Below are 20,732 nucleotides of genomic sequence, written 5' to 3'. Positions count from 1 at the left end.
CGCGCGCGTCACTGATTAGCGCATTGATTTCACGGTATTCGTTCCATGCCCATCCGAAAACTGTTCTCGTCCCCGACGGACGCCGGCGCGCCGTTCGCGTCGATCGACGGCGAAGCGCGCGACCTGAGCCTGCTGAACCGCTATCAGCGCTTCACGCTGTACGGCGGGGCCGCGGTGCTGTCGCTCGTGATCCTGTTCGCGACGAGCATCCTGCTCACGGGATCGGTGCGCGACTACATCTCGAAACGCCGCGAACTGTTCGCGACGCACAAGGCGCTCGTCCAGCTCGAAATCGATGCGAAACAGGCGTCGATGCGGCGCGCCGTGATCAACGCGGAACTGCTGTGGAACAGCCATCCGCGGCATTCGCGCAGCGCGGTGGAGGCGCTCGTGCGCGACGGCCACGTCGTGCTGGCGCCACTGCCCAATACGAGCGAAATCTTCGTCGCTGCCACGCCAGCCGTGGCAGCCAACGCGAGGATCGACGAGTACGTGCAGCTGATGGAACGCCTGACCGTGTCGGTGGCCGCCGCCGAGCGGCAATCCGGGCTGCCGATGTCGGGCTACGCGTACAGCCCCGAGCGCGACGTGATCGCGATCACGCCGCCGCCGTCGACGCCCTATCGCGACGTGCTCGCCCGCATCGGCGCGCGGGACACCCACGCACTGATCGACCGCCTCGCGTTCGACGTCGCCGACTGGTCGGATCCGGCCGTCGCGCGCTACTGGCGCGCGACGCGCCGCATCGCATGGCAGGCGCCCGCGACCGATCCGCTGACGGGCAAGACCGCGTTCCGCCTGGTCGAACCGGCGTTCGACGGCGAGCGGCAGTTCATGACGTTCGTCAGCGATCTCGATGTCGGCGTGATCGCCGACCGCCTCAAGCACGCACCCGAGGACGCCGTCGTGATGCTGGTGGACGACGGCGGCCGCGTGATGCTGAGCGCGGACCGCACGCGCGCGTCGATCGACGGCGGCGCGCTGATGCGCCACGCGCTCGCCGAGAACGGCTGGCGGCGCGGTCTGGACCGGTTCGACGAAGGCTATCTGCACGGCATCTTCACGATCAGCGACCGGATTTCCGATTCGGGCTTCGCGATCGTCTATGCATATTCGTGGCGCACGATCGCGATCGGGCTCTGGCCGACGATCCTGCGCGAATTCGGCGTGGCCGCGCTGATCCTCGCGGTGCTGTGGACGCTGGTCGTCGCGTTCGACCTGAAAGTGTTCGCACCGTTGTTCCGCCGCTCGCGCCGCGTGTTCGACAGCGAGCAGATGAGCCGCGCGATCATCGCGACCTCGCCGTTCGGCATCGCGCTCGTGTCGCTCGACACGCACGACGTGCTGCTGCGCAACCGGATGCTGGAACTGTACGAACGCGAAGCCGGCGCGCCGCCGCTGCACGAACGCCTGCTCGCGTGCTACCGGGCGCGCGCGAACGGCGCGCCGGCGATCCTCGACGTCGAGCTGCCCGTCACGCTCGCCGACGGCCGCACGCGCGACCTGGTCGTCAACTTCGTGCGCGGCCGCTACCGCGGCAAGGACACGCTGCTGTGCAGCTTCTCCGACATCACGACGCGCGCCGACGCCGAGCGCGCGCTCGACAGCGCGAACCGCGCGAAATCGACGTTCCTCACGACGATCAGCCACGAGATCCGCACGCCGCTGAACGCGATGCTCGGCAATCTCGAACTGGTCGACAAGGCACCCGACCCGAGCCGCCAGAAAGCGCGGCTGCACGCGGTCACGTCGGCCGCGCGGATGCTGCTCGACATGCTGAACAACGTGCTCGACATGACCAAGATCGAGGCGAACCGGATGACGCTCGAAGCGGCGAGTTTCCGCATCGACGAGCTCGTGCGCGATATCGTCGACCTCTTCGAACCGGTCGCGGCCGCGAAGGGCGTCGCGCTGTGCGCGGAAATCGATCCGCGCATCGCCCGGCCGTACGTCGGCGATCCGCTGCGGGTGCGGCAGATCGTCGTCAATCTCGTCAGCAACGCGATCAAGTTCACCGAGCGCGGCTCGATCGCGCTGTCCGTGTCCGCGCCGGGCGCGGACGCGACGCCCGTAACGATCCGCGTCAGCGATTCGGGGATCGGCATGACGGCCGCGCAGCTCGCCCGCGTGTTCGAGCCGTTCGCGCAAGCCGACGCGTCGACCGCGCGCCGCTTCGGCGGCACCGGCATCGGGCTCGCGCTCAGCCACAAGCTGGCCGAATCGATGGGTGGCGGCATCGCGGCCGACAGCGTGCCGAACGTCGGATCGACCTTCGTCGTCACGCTGCCGCTGGCGCTCGATTCGCAGCCCGGCACGCCGCACGCGCACGCCGGCGGCGACGCGTCGAACGCCCGCATCCTGTTCGTCGACGACAACGCGGTCAACCGCATGCTTGTGCACGACCAGCTCGACGTGCTCGGCTACCGTGCGGACATCGCGGGTAGCGTGTCCGAAGCGCTCGAACTCGTCGAGAAACACGACTATGCGCTCGTGATGACCGACCTGAACATGCCGGGCCTCGACGGGTACGCGTTCGCGCGGATGCTGCGCGAACGCGGCCGCGCGCACGCCATTCTCGCGGTGACCGCGCACGCGGAGCCCGATGAATTGCGCCTGGCGCGCGAAGCCGGCGTCGACGACATCGTCACGAAGCCGACGTCGCTGAAGTCGCTCGAACGCGCGATCGCGACCTATACGAACCCGGCACGCCCGACCCGCCAGGCCGCGCTCGCGCCGTCGCGGATGAACGGGCCGCTGCCGCGCGACCTGCACGCCGTGCTGGTCGGAACGATGCGCCGCGCGAACGCGGCGATCGCGCGTGCGCTCGAGAACGGCGACCTGAAAGCGGCACGGATGGAGATCCACAGCATGCGCGGCGCGTTCGCGATGATCGGTGAGCGTGATGTATCGGCGATCTGCGCATCGCTGGAAGCGCTGGCGCTGGCGGGCGATGCAGTCGCGTTCGCGCGGGAGTACGAGCAGTACCGATCGGGCGCGGAGGCGGCGCTCGCGCGGCGCATTGCGGCGGCGACGGCGCACGGCATCGGTTCGATGCCGATGGTGGATATCTCGCCGCGTTGACATTTGGAGACGAAGTGACCAACGTCCGGCAAACGCGGCGAACACAAGCGCACGCGCGTTGTCCTTCTTGTCCTGATGGCTAACGTGGGCAGAACGCAATTAACCGATGCCCATTCCACCCGTCGATTCGGCTACAGTGGATGCACGTTTGCGCGTGTGGACGAAGCGGCCTTCTCGCAGATTCGTGATGTGAAGGCATGCGGGTTGAAGTCCCCGCGTAAACGAGCGCGGGCCGTGAGTGTAGGAGCACCCACGACCCGCTGACCACAGTCAACTCAACACCGGAGTCAACCATGGCTGACGCGAATCATAGCGCACCGGCAGTTTTCCACGATAGCTTCGTCCCCGCTGGATCGTCTATTCGGCACCGCCGTACCATTCCGCACCTTCGGTTCGCCGACAGGGCACCGCCTGTGCTGTATCTGTGGACGAAGCTGTCCGGCCGATGGATCGAGGCAGCGGGTTTCGAGCCCGGGCAGCGCTTGCGGATCGACGTGACGCATGGGCGGGTGGTGATCACGCCGATGGACGAAACAGACGGCGCCCCTGTCGGGCAGGACGATTTCCCCGAAGTCGATCCCGCAACGGCGCAGCGGCAGTTTTCGGTGATGACGGGAGACGCACAATGAATCGCAACGACTCGCATCAAGACATTGACAACGTGCCGCTCGACCCTGATTTCGACGACGCAGGGCTACTGTCGGCCAAGTCCGCGCTCGCGCTGAAACTCAATGCACTGATCGCCTCGTATGGGCTGAGCGAGGCCGAGGCTGCGGCGCTCGCGGAAATGGCCCGGCCGGTGGTCACCCCGGAGCAGCGCGACAGGCTTCGGAACGTTTCGCTGGAGTTGCTGATTCAGACGCTGGTGTCGTTTGACCAGCATGTGGAAATCGTGGTGCGGCCTGCGGGGCAACCGCGGTTGGCAGGCGTCACGGTTTCGGTGTGATGGCTGGATAAGTAGGCAGGAAGGAGAGTGTGGCGGTCGGGCCCGGCCGCTGCCTCCGAAGCGGTATCGGCGCTGCGTGCTTTCAAGCATCGGCACACGCCAGCGCATCGCGTACTTACGATGCTGCCGAACTTGTCGGGAAGCAATCAACTTGAATCACTACGATTGAGTTCGATTCAAAGCCGCATTGGAGTTCAGTTCGTGACTACGCCCCCCACCAAAGTCCTGACCGCATGCGTTCCGCTGCCGCTCGCCGAACAGATCGACGCAATGGCCGAACGCGAACGACTCACACGCGAAGCGCTGTCCGACGTCGACACCGGGCATGTGGTCGACCATCAGGCCGTGCAGGCATGGGCCGACAGCCTCGATACCGACACACCGCTGCCAACGCCGCGTAGCAACGCAGGCGGCACCGAATATCAACGGGCGCCGTAGTGCGCCGCCATGTGATCGACGAACACGCGAACCTTCGGCGCGAGATGCCGCGTCTGCGGATAGAGCGCGTAGTAGCAGCGCGTGCCGAGCGTGCAGCCAGGCAGGATGCGCACGAGCTGCCCGCGTGCGAGTTCCGACTGCACCGTGTGCCGTGTGAAGGCCGCGATGCCGAGACCGGCCAGCGCGGCCGCGTGCGTCGCGGTAATCGCATCGGTTCTCAGCCGGCCACTCAGCGGCACGCGGACAGCCTCGCCCTGCGTCGACTCGATAACCCATTCCGCCGGTGCGCCGGCGCCCGCGTGCGTCAGCAATTCGTGCGCCGCGATCTCTTCCGGCGCGGCGGGCAATCCATGCGCCGCGACGTAGCTGGGCGACGCGACCAGCACGATCTCCGATTTCGTCAATACGCGCGCGACCATGCTGCTGTCGTCGAGCGGGCCGCTGATCCGCAGCGCGGCATCGAAGCCTTCCGCGACGAGATCGACCAGCCTGTCGCTGCACGACAGTTCGATCCGGACATCGGGATAGCGACGCTGGAAGGCCGGCAACCAGTCTGCCAGCTCCAGCGTGCCGATCGCGAGCGGCACGCTCACGCGCAGCACGCCGGCCACGCGCGCGCCCTCGTTCATCACGCCGCTCGCCGCGGCCTCCACCCTGCCGAGGATGTCGACGCACGCGTCGTAGTACTGCGCGCCGGCCGCGGTCAGCGTGAAGCGCCGCGTGTTGCGGTTCAACAGCTGCACGCCGAGTTCGGCTTCCAGCCGCTTGAGCTGGCGGGACACCGACGAATGCGTGGTGTCGAGCCGCGCCGCCGCGGCGGAAAAACCTTCCGCCTCGACGATGCAGCAAAAGACGCGCATGGCGAGCAACTGGTCCATGATGGATGAGCGATGCCGTAGGGTTGCGCGCCCCGCAGGGCGCGTGAAGCGAAGCGTCAGCGCAGCGGCAGCTTCGTGATCTCGGACGTCGTCATCACGTCGCCGAACGTGTCCTCGATCTCGGCCAGCGCCGCGCGGTGCAGCGTGTCGCTGTCGATCGTGGCGCCGTTCGCGCGCTTGATCGCCCGCGTAGCAGACGCGTCGGATGCTACCACCACCTGATAGCCGAGCGGCACCGCGTCGCGCGCAGCGCCGGCCACGCATGCATGCGTCATCAGGCCCGCGACGATGATCGTCTTGATGTTGGCCGCCTTCAGTTGCTTGTCCAGGTCGGTGCTGGCGAACACGCTGACGGTGGTCTTCTGCACCGTCTTGTCGTGCGCGCGCGGCTCCATCCCCGGCTGGAACTTCACGGTGTCGCCGTCGATCGCGAACACGGCCGAGCCTGCCGGCGCGATGTGCTGGACCTGGAACACGGGCATCTTCGCGTCGTCGGCGAACTTGATCAGCCGCTTGGTGTTCTCCATCGCCTGCTTGCCGTTCGGGATCGGCATCTTGCCGCTGAAGTATTCCTTCTGGAAATCGATGACGACGAGCGCGGTGGTCTTCGGATCGAGATGATCGATCGGCTTCGCGCCGGACATCGCGCGAATCGTCGGGGTTGCATCGGCTTGTGCGGGCGCCGCGTGAACGACCGACGCAGCGGCGAGCGACATGCCGATCACGGCAGCCTGCATGAAACGGGGGAGACGGAATGACATGGCGGTTCCTTTTTTTTGAATCAACGGGTGGCGAGCGACAGGATGTCGCGCGTATTCATGACGGCGCCGAACGTATCGGCAATCTCGGCGAGCGCGGCGCGATGCAGTGCGTCGTGCGATACCTGAAGCTGTGCGTCGACCACGATGTCGCGGGTCGCGCAGGCGTCAGCCGCGACGGTCACGTCGAAGCCGGCCGGGACGGCGTCGCGTGCGGCGCCTGCGACGCAGGCGTGCGTCATCAGCCCGCAGATCACGAGATGCGTGATCCCGTCGCGCTTCAATGCGTCCGCCAGCGGCGTGCTCGCGAACACGCTCACCGAGGTCTTCTCGACGAGCTGATGCGCGGGCTTCGGAAGAATGTCGCGGTGAATCCCGACGGTCGGACCGTCGGTTGCGAAAATCGGTGCGTCCGCCGGCGCGACGTGCATCACGTGCACGACCTGCCAGCCGTTGCGGTCCGCATGGTCGACGAGCGACACGGCGTTCCGGAGCGCGTCCGCGCCGTCCGGAATCGGTAGGGCGCCGGTGAAGTATTCGTCCTGGAAATCGATCACGAGCAATGCGGTGGCGCGTGCCGGCAGCGCATCGGGTTCGGTGGCGCCGAGAATCCGGCGCAGCGTCGGGTTGTTCATGTCGTAGTCCTGTTGAAAAGTCGAGAAATCATTTTATTGACGCCGCCGCGTGTGGCGCTACGTCCCGGGCGTTACATGATCTGTGCGCCGTGCGCACAGATGAGAAGGCGCGATAGCCGTGGAGCACACGAGGGCGATTTTCTTGAAACGGGTCGAACGGGCGATCGCGCGCTACGCGGGATAGCGACCGCCGATGCGCCTGCGCCGCGTATCCGGACGATCCGGAATGGGTGGAAAAACAATCGACGATGCGCGAAGCGAATGCGCCGCGTCGTCGCGTCAGGCCGGCGCGGCAGGCGATGTCATGCGTTTCGCGATCCGGCCGCGGCTGCGCCGTGCCGACGATGGCTTGTTCACGATGGTCGCGAGTGTCGCGACAGTCGCAACATTCGAAAAGAAAAGGTGCGTGGCGCTCGAAGCCGCACAATCGACGCTCGCATAAGGCAGCGTTAGGAGTAGTGCTACAGAGAGGTAGCAGCGCATGCGACCGCGCCCACCGGCCGCCGTCGACACTGCTTCGATGCCACGCATGACCAGCTTAGCGCCGATCGCCGGCCAATCCTATCGGACAGGACTGAATCGGCAATCGTCGCTGTGTGCGTCTGCGCGCAGCAAGACTCGCCGCCGCGCGCTCGCGCCGCGTTACTGCACGATCGTCGCCTGCGCGGCCAGCTTGTCGACCAGCTGCGCCAGCGCGCGCTCGCCCGACTGCGCCTCGAGCTGCTGGCGCAACACGGCCTTCGCCTGATCGAAGCTCGGCACCACCGGCTTGCGCTTCTCGTCGAGTTTCACGATCGCGTACGCATTGCCGATCTGGATCGGGCCGGTCGTCGCGCCAACCGGCGCCATTGCGATCGCCTGCGCGATCGGCATCGGCAGCCCGCCCGTGCGCCCTTCGGCGAGCGGCGTCTTCAGCGACACCCATTGCGCGACGCCGCCGTTCGCGGTCGTGTTGAATTCCTTCGCGACCGCGTCGAACGCGACGCCTTGCTTGAGCTTCGCCAGCGCCGCGTTCGCCTTCGTTGCATCGTTGACGGCAATGACTTCCGCACGGTATTCGAACTGCCCGGCGTTCGCGACGATCGCGTCGTAGCGGGCCTTCACCTGCGCATCGGTCACCGGCTGCGGGCGCAGCGTGTCGCGCAGATAGAGATCGGTCGCCGCGTCGGCGCGCACGCGCGCGACGATGCCCTGCACTTCGGGGCGGCTGCCGTAGTTCGCCTTGTCGGCGGCCTGGCCGAGCAGTTGCTTGATGACCAGCTCGCGCTTCACCTGCGCGCGCAGCGCGGGCGAATCCGGCTGGCCGGTCGCCTTGACCGCGGCGTCGAAGTCGCTTTGCGCGATCGGCACGTTGTTGACGACAACCGCGACGCCTTTCGGCAGCGGTTGCGTATCGGCGGCGATCGCGCTCGTCGCACCAACTGCACAGGCGATCGCAATCAGGGCGCCGGCGGCGCGAAGTCGGGTTTTCATGATGCACTCCTTGATAAAGGTAAACAGGGGAACGGCACGCATGAGCGGACGCGACACGTCCACGGACAGGAAGGAATGCCCTGCGCTCGCATATGGCAGCGTTGTTCCGTCAATCAACTGGAGAGTCGGTCAGTCGATAAGCAGCCGAGCCCACCGGCCGCCGCAAGGCATTCGTTCTTGTCGATCGATGCCGATATGCCGTGTTGCGTCGTGCGGCACGCACCCCGGAAAAAGACGCCGCCCGAACCGGGCGGCGCTTGGAACGAAGACTAGCTTCGGATACGAGGTATCGAACGGCTCACCATGCATCCGTTCGACCAGGAAATTTTCGCGAGCGGCAGGCGCATCAACAATAAGACCCGTCTGATTCTGCTTTCACAATCGTTGACAGACGATTCAGACTGATCCGATTCCCTGCGTAGGGCCCATTCGACACAATGGCCTCGCTGGATGGCTAAAACCCTGTCACCCGGCAAGTCGCGCGAAACATCGCGATCAATGTCTCCGTTCGCGCCGCCCTCTCCGGGGCGGCGGCTTTTTTTGCACGCCGCTTCGAGCGTGCGAGGTCATGCCATGAAACAGCGCGCCACCGTTCTCTGCCGACGCGGCGACCGGATTCTCCTGGTCGCGCGCCTGCATGCCCGCTGGGTGCTGCCCGGCGGCGGCCCGCATCGCGGCGAATCGCCGGCCGATGCCGCGCGTCGCGAATTGCGCGAGGAAACCGGGCTCGTCTGTCGCAATCCTCGTCGTCTGTTCGGAACGACGGGCCGCAACAAGTTTCATCACGTGTTCGTCGCCGATATCGACGACGAGGCGACCGCGAACCCGGCGAGCGAGATCGCGCGATGCGCGTGGATCGATCGTCGCGCCGTCGCGTCGCTCGACTGCAGCCGGCCGACGCCGTTCATCGTCGATCGTGCGCTGGCGTTGCTCGATCGCGAGCGTCAGACATCGCATTATTCCGACGATCTTTTTGATCTACAGATTGCGTAGTACTTCGTAACAACGAAACTCCGGTCCGGCGGCATGACGTCGTACGGCCGGAACAGGCACGGTGGCGCGCCCCGATCGCGCGCGGCAGGCAACGAGGGAAAGAAACATGAAAATCAGACAGCCGACAGGCGGCGAAATCGTCGTATGCGCGGTCGATGTCATCACGATCGTAGCGATCGCCGCATGGGCACATACGGGTTCGTTTCGCGATCTCGCGGCGTTCCGGATCGAATCGATTCTGGTCGGCGTCAGCGCGCTGCTCGCGGCGTTCCTGCTGCGGCTCGCGGGCGCGGGCCTGGACGGCCGGCGCTTGCCCGCGACGCGCACCGCGCTGCGCACGCTCGCGCTCTGGCTCGTCGTGCAGGGCTTCGTGTTCGTGAAGATGGTCGCGCTGACCACGCTCACGGTCGTGCTACTGCACTGGTTCTTCGACTGGACGATCGGCGTCGCGATCGCGCTCGTGGTGTTTCGCGTCGCGCTGAGCGTCGCGCGGCGCCGCAGCCTGCGCGCGACGATCGCACCGTGCCGCGTGGCGATCGTCGGCGATGGCGCGCGCATCGAGCGCCTCGCCACGGCGCTGGGCGCGAGCGTGTCGCCGTCGTACCGGCTCGTTGGCGCGTACCGCACGTCGGGTGAGATGCCCGCACTCGACGACGGGGCGCGCGTGCTCGACGATCTCGCATCGTTCGCGGCGTGCGCGCGACGTGCGCAGGCGGAAGAGATCTGGATCGCGCTCGCGATCGAGGACGACGCGGTCGAGCCGGTGATCGACGAGTTCCGCAACGACTTCGTCGAGCTGCGTCTGATGCCCGACGTCAGCAAGCATGCGCTGTTCGGCAGCCGCGTCGACGAGATTCTCGGCGAACCCGCGATCGCGCTCGCGGCGCCGCCGCTGTCGCGCGGTGCACAGCTGACGAAGACGATCTTCGATCGCGCGTTCGCGGCGGCGGTATTGATCGTGCTGATGCCGCTGCTGCTCGCGATCGCGGCCGCGATCAGGCTGACGTCGCCGGGCCCGGTGCTGTTCACGCAAAAGCGGCGCGGCGGCGATGGCGGCACGTTCGACATCTACAAGTTCCGCACGATGCGCGTGCATGTCGAACAGCCCGGCACGGTCGTGCAGGCAAAACGCAACGACCCGCGCGTGACGAAGGTCGGTGCATTCCTGCGGCGCACGAGCCTCGACGAATTGCCGCAGTTCATCAACGTGCTGTTCGGCGACATGTCGGTGGTCGGCCCGCGCCCGCACGCGGTGGAACACGACGCGCAGTACCGCACGCTCGTGGACGGCTACATCCATCGCTACCGGATCAAGCCCGGCATCACGGGTTGGGCGCAGGTCAACGGTCTGCGCGGCGCGACCGAACGGCTCGAAAGCATGCAGTCGCGCGTCGATTACGACCTGTACTACCTGCGCAACTGGTCGTTCGCGCTCGACCTGCGCATCATCGGTGCGACCGTGCTGAAAGGGATCGTGCATCCCAACGCTTACTGAACGGCTCGGCCGTTCGCCGCGGCGGCGTCATGCCCGCCGCATTCCGATAGACCCGGCGCGGCTCCGCTTCGACGAGCCCGTCGCGCGCCGCAGCATCGTCATGCGCGGCGTTACTGGAAGGTAATCATGAGCATTCCTATCGCATCGGCGGCCGCCGGCCGCCGCGGTGCGCTTGCGCTCGTTCTGACGGCCTGCGTGTGGCTGTCCGGATGCGCGTTCGCGCCCGGCATGAAAATGAACACGTCCTATCTCGGCTGGCTGGCGGACGGCCAGGATCAAGCAGCCGCGACGCCGGCCAGCGCGCCCACTGCGGGGGCGCCTGCCGCCGGTGATACCGGTGGCGTCAGCGCGACGGCGCCCGCCCGCACCGCATCCGCCGCGATGCCTCCGCTCGTCGCGATCGATCCCGCGCTGATCGCGCGCCAGCGCGCCGCGCGTGACGCGGCGACCGCTTTGCTCGACGAACCGGCCGCGCCGCGCGCGCCGTCGTACCGGATCGGCCCCGGCGACGTGCTGCAGATCACGGTCTGGGACCACCCCGAACTCGCGGCCGCGCAAGGTGGCGCGCAGCAAACGCCGCCGCGCGCGGCCGACCCGGTCGCCGGCTTCGTCGTCGACGATCGCGGCAACCTGACGTTCCCGTATGCGGGCACGCTGAAGGTCGCCGGGCTGACCGCATCCGACGCGCAGGCGCGCGTGCGCCGCGCACTGTCGACGATCTATCGCGATCCGCAGGTCACGCTGCGCGTCGCGTCGTTCCGTTCGCAGCAGGTCTACGTCGACGGCGAAGTGCACACCCCCGGCGCGCTGCCGGTCAACGACGTGACGATGACGCTCGCCGACGCGATCGCGCGCGCGGGCGGCTTCACGCCCGCCGCCGACCAGAGCGACGTGACGGTCGTGCGCGACGGCACGCCCGTGCGCATCGATCTCGCGAGCCTGATCGAACACCATCGCGATCCGGCGCGCATCGTGCTGCGCGGCGGCGATCTGCTGCGCGTCGGCGCGCGCGACAACAACGGCGTCTATGTGATGGGCGAAGTGAACCGGCCGCTGCTCGCGCTGCCGAAGCGCAACGGCCGCCTGACGCTCAGCGACGCGCTATTGCAGGCCGGCAGCATCAATTCGAATACGGCCGACGCCGCACAGATGTTCGTGATCCGCGGCGCGCAGGGCCGTGCGCCGACGGTGTTCCATCTCGACGCGCGCTCGCCCGTCGCGATGGTGCTCGCGAATCAGTTCGAGCTCGAACCGAAGGACATCGTCTACGTCGACAGCAACGGACTGGTGCGCTTCAGCCGCGTGCTGAGCCTGTTGCTGCCGAGCGTCAACACGGGCGTCGCCGCCGGGATCGCCGCGAAATGAGCGCGCGCCCGTTCCTGCTCGTCGTGTGCGAAGGCAACATCTGCCGCAGCCCGCTCGCGGCCGCGCTGCTCGCGGCGCGGCTGCCGCAGGCCGACGTGGGTTCGGCCGGCCTCGCACCGCCGCCGGGCCGCCCGGCTGATCCGCTTGCGTGCGAGATGGCCGGCGCACGCGGCCTGTCGCTCGACACGCACCGCGCCCGCCCGGTGACGACCGACCTGTGCAAGCAGGCATCGCTCATCTTCGTGATGGACGATGGCCAGCGCCGCGTGCTCGAAGCGCGCCATCCGTTCCTGCGCGGGCGAGTCTTCCGGCTCGGCGAATACGCACGTGCGTCGGACGACGCACTTCCCGGCCTCGACATCCCCGACCCGTATCGCGGCACGCGTGCGGATTTCATCCGCTGCGCGGCGCTGATCGATCTCGCCGTCGCCAGCTGGCTGCCGCGTCTCGACGCGCGCTGGCCGGCCCTTCCTGTTTCCGAGTTGTGGTCATGAACACTTCCTCTCCCCCCGAACGCGAGATCGACCTGATCCGCGTGCTCGACGTGCTGCGCAACGCGCGCTGGACGATCGCGTCGATCGCGACGGCCTGCGTCGCCGCCGGCGCGCTGGTTGCGTTCGTCGCGCCGCCCACCTATCAAGCCGACCTGATGATCCAGACCGACGACGCGACCGACGCGGCGTCGAAGAACCTGCTCGGCGACGCCGCGTCGTTCTTCAACGTCGGCTCGCCGGCCTCGGCGGAAGCGCAGATCCTGTCGTCGCGGCTCGTCGTCACGCGTGCGGTGGAAGACCTGCGCAGCTATATCGTCGCGAAGCCTTCACGCGTGCCGGTGATCGGCGCGTTCGTCGCCCGCTTCAACGACGGCGCGGTATCGCCCGGCCTCTTCGGCTTCGGCGGCTACGCGTGGGGCCAGGAGCGCATCGACGTCGCACGGTTCGACGTACCGACGCGCGCCGAAGGCGACACGTTCCACGTCGTGCGGCTCGACGCCACGCGCTACCGCCTCACGGGCGCGGACATGCGAGCCGACGCGGTCGGCACCGTCGGCCACCCGGAAACATTCGACACGCGCTACGGCCCGCTGCACGTCGAGATCACGGGTTTCGACGCATTGCCCGGCACGCGCTTCAAGCTGATCCGGCAATCGCGCGCCGAGACGATCGACACGTTGCGCACCGCGCTCGACGTGCAGGAGAAGGTCAAGCAATCGGGCGTGCTGGTCACGTCGCTGCGCGGCAGCGATCCGGCCGAGATCAGCGCGACGCTCAATGCGATCGCGAACCGCTACGTCGAGCAGAACATCGCACGCCGTTCCGCCGAGGCCGCCCAGTCGCTGACGTTCCTGAACGGGCAGCTGCCGATCGTGAAGCAGCAGCTCGAACGCGCGGAAACGCGCTACGCGGCGCTGCGCAGCCGCACCGGCTCGGTCGATCTCGCCGAGGAAGGCAAGCTCGCGCTCCAGCAGGGCGCGGACCTGCAGACGCGCGCGCTCGAACTGCAGCAGAAACGCGACGAACTCTCGCGACGCTTCCTGCCGACGCACCCCGACATGGCCGCGCTCGACGCGCAGCTCGCGACGCTGAAGCGGCAGCAGGGCGCGCTCGATGGCCGCATCGCGCGGCTGCCCGCGCAGCAGGCCGAGGAAGTGCGCGCGCAACTCGACGTGAAGGTCAACACCGATCTGTACACCGCGCTGCTGAACAACATCCAGCAGCTCGAACTCGTGCAGGCCGGCAGGACGGCCAGCGTGCGCGTCGTCGACGCGGCCGTCGCGCCCGCCGATCCCGTGCGGCCGAACCGCCCGGTCGTGATCGCGGCCGCCGCGCTCATCGGCCTCGCGCTCGGCGTGATCGCCGCGTTCATGCGGGAGTTCCTGTACGGCGGGCTCACGGCCGTCGACGAAATCGAGCGCCATACGTCACTGCCGGTGCGCGCGGTGCTGCCCGCCGCCACGCGCCAGCGCCGGTTGATGCGCGCGGTCGAACAGCACGACCAGGGCCTGCACGTGCTCGCGTACGACGATCCGTACGAGCCGGCGATCGAAGGCTTGCGCAGCCTGCAGACCTCGCTCCACTTCTCGCTCGCGGATATCGCGCACCCACTGGTGCTGGTCAGCGGCCCCGCGCCCGGCACCGGCAAGTCGTTCGTGTCGGTCAACCTCGCCGCGGTGCATGCGGCGAGCTGCCGGCGCGTGCTGCTGATCGACGGCGACCTGCGCAAAGGCTATCTGCACCAGTATTTCGGCCTCGAGCGCGGCCCGGGCTTCGCCGAACTGCTCGACGGCCGCGCCGACGCCGACGACGTCGTGCGCCGCGGCGTCGCGCCGAACCTCGATTTCCTGCCGACCGGCGAACTGCCGCACGCACCGACCGCACTGCTGCAACACGCGCGTGCCGGCACGCTGCTCGCATCGCTGCGTGCGCGCTACGACCTCGTCGTCGTCGATTCCGCGCCGCTGCTCGCCGCCACCGACGCCACCTGGCTCGACATGTACGCGAATGCGGCGCTGCTGGTCGCGCGTGCCGGCTCGACGCGGGCCGGCGAACTGGTTGAATCCGCGAAGCGGCTGCCGCAGCGGCCGGACCGGCTGGTCGGCGTGGTGCTGAACGGCCTCGATCCGCGCTCGGGCGCGTCCGCGTTCGGCTCGAAATACGGCGGCTACCGCTACGAAGCGTATCGCTACACCTGCGACACGCGCTGCACGCACGTCGCCCGCCTGCGCGCGGTGCTGCAACGTCTGCTGCGGAGGTCCGCATGAGCGACATCGAACTCGCGCCGCCGCCGGTCGATCACCGCGCCCCGCGCGCGGCAACGCCTCCGGTTCCGGCCACGCCGCCGCTGCGCATCGCGCTGGTCGTCGAAGCGGCCGGCGGCGGCGTCGCCGTGCATCTGGCCGACCTGATCGCGGGGCTGCGCGCCCGCTCGAACGCGGAAATCCACCTGATCGCGCCGCTCGGCGAGCGCTTCGACGACGCGATGCTCGCCGGCGCCGCCGCGCAATGCCATTCATTCCACCGGCTGCCGCTGCGGCGCCCGGTCGGTCCGCACGATCTGACAGGCCTGCTTGCGCTGCGCCGGCTGCTGCGCCGGCTTCAACCCGACATCGTGCACAGCCACAGCTCGAAGGCCGGTGCGCTCGCTCGGCTGTGTCGCGGGCCGTGGAAGCAGGTCTACACGCCGCATGCGGTCTATACGCTGAACCCGACGCTGTCGCCCGCGAAGCGCGCGTTCTACGGCGGCATCGAGCGCGTGCTCGGCAATGCATGCTCGGATGCGGTGGTCGCAGTCTCGCGGGACGAGGCCGACCACCTGCATGAACTCGGCATCGCGCGCCAGCGGATTCGCGTCGTCGAGAACGGCGTGACGCCGCCGCGGCTGCTCGCGCGCCAGGCCGCGCGCATCGCGCTCGGCCTCGCCGACGACACGTTCGTCGTCGGCTTCGTCGGCCGCTTCGATCACCAGAAGGGTGTGGATCGCCTGGTACGCATCGCGCGCCTGCTCGAGCAGCGTTATGGCCGTCGCTTGCAGGTCGTTGCAATCGGCTCCGGCGATTTCGCTCGCGCTGCCGGCGACGAAGCGCGCGACCTGCCGCTGAACCTGCACGTCGCGGGCCGCGTCGACGACGCGCGCCGCTACTTCTCCGCGTTCGACCTGCTCGCGCTGCCGAGCCGCTACGAAGGCTTTCCGTATGTGTGCCTCGAAGCCGTCGCCGCACACGTGCCGATGGTCGCGACCAAGGTCGCCGGCGCGGCTGAACTGATCGCCGCACATCGCGTCGGCCTGGCCGTGACGAACCACGACGATCCGGCCGCGTTCGCCGCGGCGGTCAGCCGGCTGGTCGATCACCCGGGCGCCTTCGGGCTGATGCGCGATCAATGCGAGCGCGCGTACCCGCATTTCTCGGCGGACGCGATGGTCGACCGCACGCTCGCCGTCTATCGCGAGCTTCTCCAGGAGAACACACGATGACCCGCACCGTTCACGTCGCGCTGCTGCATGCGTACAGCGCGCGCAATTCCGGCGACGGGCTGCTCGTCGAACTGTCGGTCGCGCTGTTGCGCGACGCGTTCGGCGCCGACACGCAGGTGTCGATCGTCGCGGCCGATCCCGCTTCGTTCCCCGGTCATCCGGACGTACGGCCGGCGCCCGTGCTCGCCGCCGGCGGCGCCGGGCGCCTGATCGGCGCCGCGATGGCCGCGCTGCCTATCGGCGCGAACCCGGCGCTTGCCGACCTGCGCACGCTGCTGCGGCGCGCCGACCTGATCGTCGGCGTCGGCGGCGGCTATCTGCGCGCGCGCAATGCAATCGAAGCGCTCAAGCTCGAAGCCGGGCATCTCGTGCAGATGCGCGCGGCCCGCGCGGCGCGCAAGCCGGCCGTCTATCTGTCGCAGAGCATCGGGCCGGCGGCCGGCAATCCGTTGCTCGCCGGGCACCTGACTTCGCTGCTCGCGGGCTTCGACGCCGTGTTCGCGCGCGACGACCGCTCGGCCACGTTTCTCGCCGGCAACGCGAACACGCGCCGCGCGCCCGATCTCGCGGTGCTCGAATTCGGGCGCCGCGCGACCGGCCTGCGCGACCGCGTGCGCTCGGCCGCGTCGACGCCAGCGCACGTCGCGCTCGTGCTGCGCCGCCCGCCCGCGTGGAACGATACGCAACGCGCGCGCTATCTCGCATCGACCGACGCGCTGATCGAGCGGCTCGGCGCGTTCTGCCGCATCACGTTCGCGGTGCAAAGCATGGGCCGCGGCAACGACGACGCCGCGTACTACCGCGAACGCGGCTTCGACGCCGCGCGCTCGCTGAAGGACGTGCTCGCCGACGACACACCCGACGCGGTCGTATCCGTGCGCCTGCACGGCGCGCTCGAAGCGATCCTGCACGGCGTGCCCGCGTATCACCTGAGCTACGAGCGCAAGGGCTTCGGCGCGTATGACGATCTCGGTGTCGGCCAATGGGCTGCGAATGCGGCCGACTTCGACGCGAATACGGTCTGCGACACGCTGCTCGCGCCCGATGCGCTGCGCCGGTTCTGGATCCACGCCGAGGTCGGGCTCGCGCGCCTCGGGGACGAACGTGCGCGGATCGTCGCCGTGCTGCGCGACGCGCTCGCGAATGGAGCGGCACGATGAGCGCCGCATGGTTTCGCCTGGCGCTGCGGGTCGGTGCGCTCGGGTTGAAGTTCATGCTGACGATCGTCGTCGCGCGCATGCTCGGCTTCGACGCGGTAGCCGTTTATGGTGTCGCGCTCGCCGTGTCGGTCGTATCGTCGAAGGTGCTGGGGCTCGGCTTCAGCACCGAGATCAATCGCCGGCTGGCCGGCCCCAATCCGCACGACGCGGTGCGGACCTGCGTGCGATTGTCCGTGCTTTATGCGGGCGTCTATGCGCTGCTGTGCGGCGTCGCCGCGCTGCCGGTCGACGCGTCTGGCGCGGCGCGCATCGGCGCGTTGCCCGACATGCCGCTCCTGCTCGTGGTGCTCGTCGCCTGCGCCGAACACGCGGCGCTCGAAGTCAATACGTGGCTGTTCTCGCTGCATCGCGCGCGTGCTGCGTCGTGGCTGCTGTTCGTCCGCACCGGCGCGTGGGCCGGGGTCGCGATCGGTGCGCTGGCGACGCGCGCGATCGATTCGATCGACGGACTGTTCGCGATCTGGATCGCGGCCGACGTCTTTGTCGTGGCGGCCGGCTGGGTGCTGATCGCGGGCGCCGCGCACCGGTTGCCGGCAATGCCTGCGTTGTCGGCGACGCGCGTGCGGCTCGGTGCGGTCTGGCGCGATGGCGCGCCGTTCTTCGTCGCGCTGCTGTTGCTGTCGGTGCTGCAATATCTCGAACGCTTCGTCGCGTCAGCACAGCTCGATGCGAACGAACTCGGCCGCTATGTGTTCGTCTGGTCGATCGCCAACGCGATCCAGACGATCGCGTCGGCGACCGTCGTGGCGGTGACCGCGCCGCGCCTCGTGAGCGCGCTCGACAGCACGCGCGCCGCCGCGCCGGCATTCCGCGCCGAACTCGCGCGGGCCTTGCGCGCGTCGCTGCTGCTGACCGGCGCCGCCGCGCTCGCGATCGCCTTCATGCATCCGTGGATCTTCAGGCTCGCGCACGCAGGCAACGATACGCCGTCGGCCGCGATCCTCGCGGTGCTGCTGCTGTCGTTCGTGCTGCGCGCCGCCGCCGACGTGCTGTGGGCCGCCGCCGTCGCGTTGCGGGCCGGGCGCGTGGTCGCCGGCGTGATCGCCGTGCTGACGATTGCCTGCGTGCCGATGTCGATCGAGCTCGTGCACGACCAGCGCGCGCTCGGCGCGGCCGTCGCGCATCTCGTCGCCAGCATTGCGGTGACCGCGTGGCTCGCGTGGATCGTCACGTCGCGCGTCGCCGCCGTGCGCGGCAAACGCGCCGGAGCGGGCAATGCTGCGTAACGTGATCCGAAGCGTCATCTGGAGCGGGCCGCTGCTGAGTCGCGGCCTGCGCGACGCGATCGCGGCGCTCGTCGCGCTGCTGTATGTCGGCGTCTATGCGAACGCGCGCACGCTGCTGCCGGAATTCATCTTCCGCGACGCGGACAAGATCCAGACCCAGATCGGCGGCGGCTCGACCTACGACGGTTCGTCGTTCGACGCGGTCGGCAAGCTGTATCAGGCACTCGGCAACGCCGGCACGGCCGTGTTCGTGGTCGCGCTCGGCGTCGTCACGATCTGGGTCGCGCTGCGCGAGACGCGCCGGCTCGGCGGGCTCGTCGTTTATCTCGTGCTGCTTGCGCCGTGCCTGTTCTTCAACCTGTTCGTCGCCAGCAAGGACACGATCGTCGTCGCGATGTCGCTCGCGGTGCTCGCCGCCGCGCGCCTGCGCGGCACGGCGCGGCCGATGCTGATCGCCGCCGCGCTGTATCTCGGCTATGCGGCGACGATCCGCGGTTATTTCGCGCTGATTCTCGCGATCGCGCTCGCGGCATGGGTGTATCGGCGCGTGTCGACGCTGCCGCGAGTGGCCGGCGTGCTGCTGGCCGTCGCCGTGCTCGTCGCGCTGCCGAACGCCGCCTATACGCTGCTTCAGCAGCCGCGCGACCTCGCCGTCGACTATCTCGTCTATTCGTCGCCGTTCGGCGCGCGCACGAGTTTCTACAATCCGTTTCCGCCCGATTCGTTCGTGCATTTCGTCGGGAATTACGCGTATTCGCTCGTCCGGCTGAACCTGCCGGTGTTCTTCTCGTTCGATCCGAAGGGATGGGCGATGCAGGCGCTGATCGCGCTGTTCCTGTGCGCCGCGTGGCGACGCGTGCCGGCGCGGCGGACGGTTGCCGACGCAACCAGGCCGGCGCGCGACGGTGAATTGCCGGCTTGCCTCGTACTCGGCCACGTGGCCGTGTCGATGCTGTTCGAGCCCGATCTCGGCAGCTATCTGCGACACCTGTCGAGCGTCGCACCGTTCGCGGTCGCGCTGTGGTCGATCCGCACGCGGCGCGCGCGAGCCTGATTACCGGGCCGCAGGAGCCGCGTGCAGCGACGCGCGAACCGCGTCGAGCGCGGGCTTCGGCGTCCGGTCCGCCTGCACGATCCCGTAGCTTCGCTGGGCCGTGTCTCTGGCGTTCCCGGTATCGGCCCATTCGTAGACCGCGATCAGCGGGGTTTGCAGTTCACCGCGTGCGTCGAGCAGCGTGCGCAGACGGTGCGCCTGGCGCAGTTCGCCGTCGCCGCCCACCGACGCCGCGCCGACTTCGGTGACGATCGCCGGCAAGCCGTAGCGCGCATCGATATCGCGTGCCGCCGCGCGGATCTGCGCGGGCGTCATGCCGTACGCGTGATAGGAAACCGCATCGAGACAACCCGGCGCGGCCGTCTGCACGCTCGCCAGCAGGCCGCCCGGCACGCTGCCCGGCAGCGGCGCCCGCGCGAACCCGAAGCCGACGATCGGCACGGCCTTTGCCCCTTCCGCCAATCGTCGGCAGAGCGCGACGGCGAACGGCGGGAAGGTCTGCGCCACGTCACCCGTCGGCCAGTAGCGGGCGAGGTCCGGTTCGTTCCAGAGTTCGACGGCGATCAGGTCGCGCCCGTGCCGCGCGGCCAGCGCCGCGACCGCATCGGCGATCCGTTCGCCCGCGGCCGCGAGCGCCGCCGCCTTCGGCTTCGTGCCGCGCGCCACCGCGAACGAGCCGAGCGCACGCACGGTCAGCAGCACCGGCAAGCCGGCGGACCGCGCGGCATCGAAGGCTTCGTCGAGCTGCGCGCGATAGGCGGCTTGATCGAGTCGGTCGGCCCATGCGCCGAAGCGGACGAATGCGAAGCCGGTCGCGTGAATCCTGCGCGCGTCGTCGGGCGTGAACGACTGGATCTTGACCTGCACGCCGACGAGCGGTTTTTCGCTCGATGCATCCGGCCAGCGCGTGCGGTCGGCCGCGCATGCCGCGACCGTCAGCAGGCAGCCGACGGCCACCGTCGCCAGCTTGCGAATCCGGTTCGTCATCGAGCGGAAGGCTCCTTTTCAGTCATGGAAAGTTCGCATGTCATATCGACCTGAATCGGTCACAACACGAAGAATATGGCGACGGTGACGCATATCGCGATGATCAGCAGACCCATGCATTGATTCCTGGAAAGCCCACAGCATCGTCTACGTTGGTCGCGCCGGCAATCGGACCGGTCCGAGCCACGGCGCCATGTGCGCGATGCGATCC

At 68.5% G+C, this 20,732-nt stretch carries 19 protein-coding genes; 14 read left to right on the top strand and 5 right to left on the bottom strand.

Going from position 1 to position 20,732, the window contains the following annotated elements:
- Nucleotides 1–45: 45 nt before the first annotated feature.
- From KVT39_RS08760 to KVT39_RS08745, 4 genes are all read left to right on the top strand, one after another.
- On the top strand, nt 46–3,081 hold the full coding sequence (locus tag KVT39_RS08760) for an ATP-binding protein (RefSeq protein WP_217588544.1): 3,036 nt from the start codon (nt 46–48) through the stop codon (nt 3,079–3,081).
- A 293-nt stretch (nt 3,082–3,374) separates the two neighbouring features.
- The gene (locus KVT39_RS08755) at nt 3,375–3,710 is read left to right on the top strand and encodes a SymE family type I addiction module toxin (protein WP_034181111.1); all 336 of its coding nucleotides are present in this window, start codon (nt 3,375–3,377) and stop codon (nt 3,708–3,710) included.
- Nucleotides 3,707–4,027 (top strand): XRE family transcriptional regulator, encoded by a 321-nt coding sequence (locus KVT39_RS08750; RefSeq protein ID WP_034181110.1) that lies wholly within the window; start codon nt 3,707–3,709, stop codon nt 4,025–4,027. The genes KVT39_RS08755 and KVT39_RS08750 overlap by 4 nt, the downstream gene beginning before the upstream one ends.
- 201 nt (nt 4,028–4,228) lie before the next feature.
- The gene (locus tag KVT39_RS08745) at nt 4,229–4,465 is read left to right on the top strand and encodes a CopG family transcriptional regulator (protein WP_131946732.1); all 237 of its coding nucleotides are present in this window, start codon (nt 4,229–4,231) and stop codon (nt 4,463–4,465) included.
- On the opposite strand, the gene KVT39_RS08740 is transcribed toward KVT39_RS08745, so the two are convergent.
- The 3 genes from KVT39_RS08740 to KVT39_RS08730 all read right to left on the bottom strand — a co-directional run bounded on the left by KVT39_RS08740 (nt 4,450) and on the right by KVT39_RS08730 (nt 6,736).
- Nucleotides 4,450–5,343, bottom strand: a complete 894-nt coding sequence (locus tag KVT39_RS08740) for a LysR family transcriptional regulator (protein WP_175746855.1) — start codon at nt 5,341–5,343, stop codon at nt 4,450–4,452. The genes KVT39_RS08745 and KVT39_RS08740 overlap by 16 nt on opposite strands.
- 56 nt (nt 5,344–5,399) lie before the next feature.
- Nucleotides 5,400–6,059 (bottom strand): cysteine hydrolase family protein, encoded by a 660-nt coding sequence (locus KVT39_RS08735; RefSeq protein WP_200882404.1) that lies wholly within the window; start codon nt 6,057–6,059, stop codon nt 5,400–5,402.
- 65 nt (nt 6,060–6,124) lie between these two features.
- Nucleotides 6,125–6,736 carry a cysteine hydrolase family protein gene (locus KVT39_RS08730; RefSeq protein ID WP_175746857.1) on the bottom strand — a complete coding sequence of 204 codons (612 nt, stop codon included), beginning with the start codon at nt 6,734–6,736 and terminating at the stop codon, nt 6,125–6,127.
- 193 nt (nt 6,737–6,929) lie between these two features.
- Here KVT39_RS08730 and KVT39_RS08725 point away from each other — a divergent pair, with 193 nt between their 5' ends.
- Nucleotides 6,930–7,178, top strand: coding sequence for a hypothetical protein (locus tag KVT39_RS08725; RefSeq protein WP_217588541.1), 249 nt, complete (start codon nt 6,930–6,932; stop codon nt 7,176–7,178).
- 200 nt (nt 7,179–7,378) lie between these two features.
- Here the strand turns inward: KVT39_RS08725 and KVT39_RS08720 are convergent, their stop codons facing one another.
- The gene (locus KVT39_RS08720; protein ID WP_175746861.1) at nt 7,379–8,209 is read right to left on the bottom strand and encodes a peptidyl-prolyl cis-trans isomerase; all 831 of its coding nucleotides are present in this window, start codon (nt 8,207–8,209) and stop codon (nt 7,379–7,381) included.
- A 450-nt stretch (nt 8,210–8,659) separates the two neighbouring features.
- Between KVT39_RS08720 and KVT39_RS08715 the strand changes: the two genes are divergently transcribed.
- The 9 genes from KVT39_RS08715 (at nt 8,660) to KVT39_RS08675 (ending at nt 19,534) form a co-directional block, all read left to right on the top strand.
- Nucleotides 8,660–9,202 (top strand): NUDIX hydrolase, encoded by a 543-nt coding sequence (locus KVT39_RS08715; RefSeq protein ID WP_235212495.1) that lies wholly within the window; start codon nt 8,660–8,662, stop codon nt 9,200–9,202.
- Between the two features lie 106 nt (nt 9,203–9,308).
- Nucleotides 9,309–10,697: an undecaprenyl-phosphate glucose phosphotransferase gene (locus KVT39_RS08710; RefSeq protein ID WP_217588538.1), complete on the top strand. Its 1,389-nt coding sequence runs from the start codon at nt 9,309–9,311 to the stop codon at nt 10,695–10,697.
- Between the two features lie 126 nt (nt 10,698–10,823).
- Nucleotides 10,824–12,062, top strand: a complete 1,239-nt coding sequence (locus KVT39_RS08705; RefSeq protein WP_217588536.1) for a polysaccharide biosynthesis/export family protein — start codon at nt 10,824–10,826, stop codon at nt 12,060–12,062.
- On the top strand, nt 12,059–12,556 hold the full coding sequence (locus tag KVT39_RS08700; protein WP_204493955.1) for a low molecular weight protein-tyrosine-phosphatase: 498 nt from the start codon (nt 12,059–12,061) through the stop codon (nt 12,554–12,556). The genes KVT39_RS08705 and KVT39_RS08700 overlap by 4 nt, the downstream gene beginning before the upstream one ends.
- Nucleotides 12,553–14,823, top strand: coding sequence for a polysaccharide biosynthesis tyrosine autokinase (locus KVT39_RS08695; RefSeq protein WP_217588534.1), 2,271 nt, complete (start codon nt 12,553–12,555; stop codon nt 14,821–14,823). Before KVT39_RS08700 ends, KVT39_RS08695 begins: the two co-directional genes overlap by 4 nt.
- A complete protein-coding gene (locus KVT39_RS08690; protein ID WP_217588533.1) occupies nt 14,820–16,034 on the top strand; it encodes a glycosyltransferase family 4 protein in 1,215 nt (404 codons plus the stop codon). Before KVT39_RS08695 ends, KVT39_RS08690 begins: the two co-directional genes overlap by 4 nt.
- On the top strand, nt 16,031–17,194 hold the full coding sequence (locus tag KVT39_RS08685; protein WP_217588531.1) for a polysaccharide pyruvyl transferase family protein: 1,164 nt from the start codon (nt 16,031–16,033) through the stop codon (nt 17,192–17,194). The genes KVT39_RS08690 and KVT39_RS08685 overlap by 4 nt, the downstream gene beginning before the upstream one ends.
- On the top strand, nt 17,191–18,480 hold the full coding sequence (locus tag KVT39_RS08680; RefSeq protein WP_217588529.1) for a lipopolysaccharide biosynthesis protein: 1,290 nt from the start codon (nt 17,191–17,193) through the stop codon (nt 18,478–18,480). Before KVT39_RS08685 ends, KVT39_RS08680 begins: the two co-directional genes overlap by 4 nt.
- Entirely contained in the window at nt 18,470–19,534 is a 1,065-nt protein-coding gene (locus KVT39_RS08675; RefSeq protein ID WP_254640397.1) for a hypothetical protein, read from the top strand. Before KVT39_RS08680 ends, KVT39_RS08675 begins: the two co-directional genes overlap by 11 nt.
- Here KVT39_RS08675 and KVT39_RS08670 read toward each other — a convergent pair whose 3' ends face one another.
- On the bottom strand, nt 19,535–20,521 hold the full coding sequence (locus KVT39_RS08670) for a glycoside hydrolase family protein (protein WP_217588527.1): 987 nt from the start codon (nt 20,519–20,521) through the stop codon (nt 19,535–19,537). It abuts the gene before it with no gap.
- Nucleotides 20,522–20,732: the final 211 nt, after the last annotated feature.

Origin of the sequence: Burkholderia sp. GbtcB21, assembly GCF_019091065.1 — a bacterium.
GTDB lineage: Bacteria > Pseudomonadota > Gammaproteobacteria > Burkholderiales > Burkholderiaceae > Burkholderia > Burkholderia pyrrocinia_C.
Note: the sequence above shows the minus strand (reverse complement) of the source record. Positions and strands in the feature narration are given on the sequence as shown.

Coding starts and splice junctions, on each gene's coding strand:
- KVT39_RS08755 (WP_034181111.1), top strand. CDS start 3,375: ATGGCTGACGCGAATCATAGCGCACCGGCAGTTTTCCACGATAGCTTC.
- KVT39_RS08685 (WP_217588531.1), top strand. CDS start 16,031: ATGACCCGCACCGTTCACGTCGCGCTGCTGCATGCGTACAGCGCGCGC.
- KVT39_RS08740 (WP_175746855.1), bottom strand. CDS start 5,343: ATGGACCAGTTGCTCGCCATGCGCGTCTTTTGCTGCATCGTCGAGGCG.
- KVT39_RS08700 (WP_204493955.1), top strand. CDS start 12,059: ATGAGCGCGCGCCCGTTCCTGCTCGTCGTGTGCGAAGGCAACATCTGC.
- KVT39_RS08675 (WP_254640397.1), top strand. CDS start 18,470: ATGCTGCGTAACGTGATCCGAAGCGTCATCTGGAGCGGGCCGCTGCTG.
- KVT39_RS08680 (WP_217588529.1), top strand. CDS start 17,191: ATGAGCGCCGCATGGTTTCGCCTGGCGCTGCGGGTCGGTGCGCTCGGG.
- KVT39_RS08725 (WP_217588541.1), top strand. CDS start 6,930: ATGCGCCTGCGCCGCGTATCCGGACGATCCGGAATGGGTGGAAAAACA.
- KVT39_RS08760 (WP_217588544.1), top strand. CDS start 46: ATGCCCATCCGAAAACTGTTCTCGTCCCCGACGGACGCCGGCGCGCCG.
- KVT39_RS08695 (WP_217588534.1), top strand. CDS start 12,553: ATGAACACTTCCTCTCCCCCCGAACGCGAGATCGACCTGATCCGCGTG.
- KVT39_RS08720 (WP_175746861.1), bottom strand. CDS start 8,209: ATGAAAACCCGACTTCGCGCCGCCGGCGCCCTGATTGCGATCGCCTGT.
- KVT39_RS08750 (WP_034181110.1), top strand. CDS start 3,707: ATGAATCGCAACGACTCGCATCAAGACATTGACAACGTGCCGCTCGAC.
- KVT39_RS08705 (WP_217588536.1), top strand. CDS start 10,824: ATGAGCATTCCTATCGCATCGGCGGCCGCCGGCCGCCGCGGTGCGCTT.
- KVT39_RS08735 (WP_200882404.1), bottom strand. CDS start 6,059: ATGTCGCTCGCCGCTGCGTCGGTCGTTCACGCGGCGCCCGCACAAGCC.
- KVT39_RS08670 (WP_217588527.1), bottom strand. CDS start 20,521: ATGACGAACCGGATTCGCAAGCTGGCGACGGTGGCCGTCGGCTGCCTG.
- KVT39_RS08730 (WP_175746857.1), bottom strand. CDS start 6,736: ATGAACAACCCGACGCTGCGCCGGATTCTCGGCGCCACCGAACCCGAT.
- KVT39_RS08715 (WP_235212495.1), top strand. CDS start 8,660: ATGGCTAAAACCCTGTCACCCGGCAAGTCGCGCGAAACATCGCGATCA.
- KVT39_RS08690 (WP_217588533.1), top strand. CDS start 14,820: ATGAGCGACATCGAACTCGCGCCGCCGCCGGTCGATCACCGCGCCCCG.
- KVT39_RS08710 (WP_217588538.1), top strand. CDS start 9,309: ATGAAAATCAGACAGCCGACAGGCGGCGAAATCGTCGTATGCGCGGTC.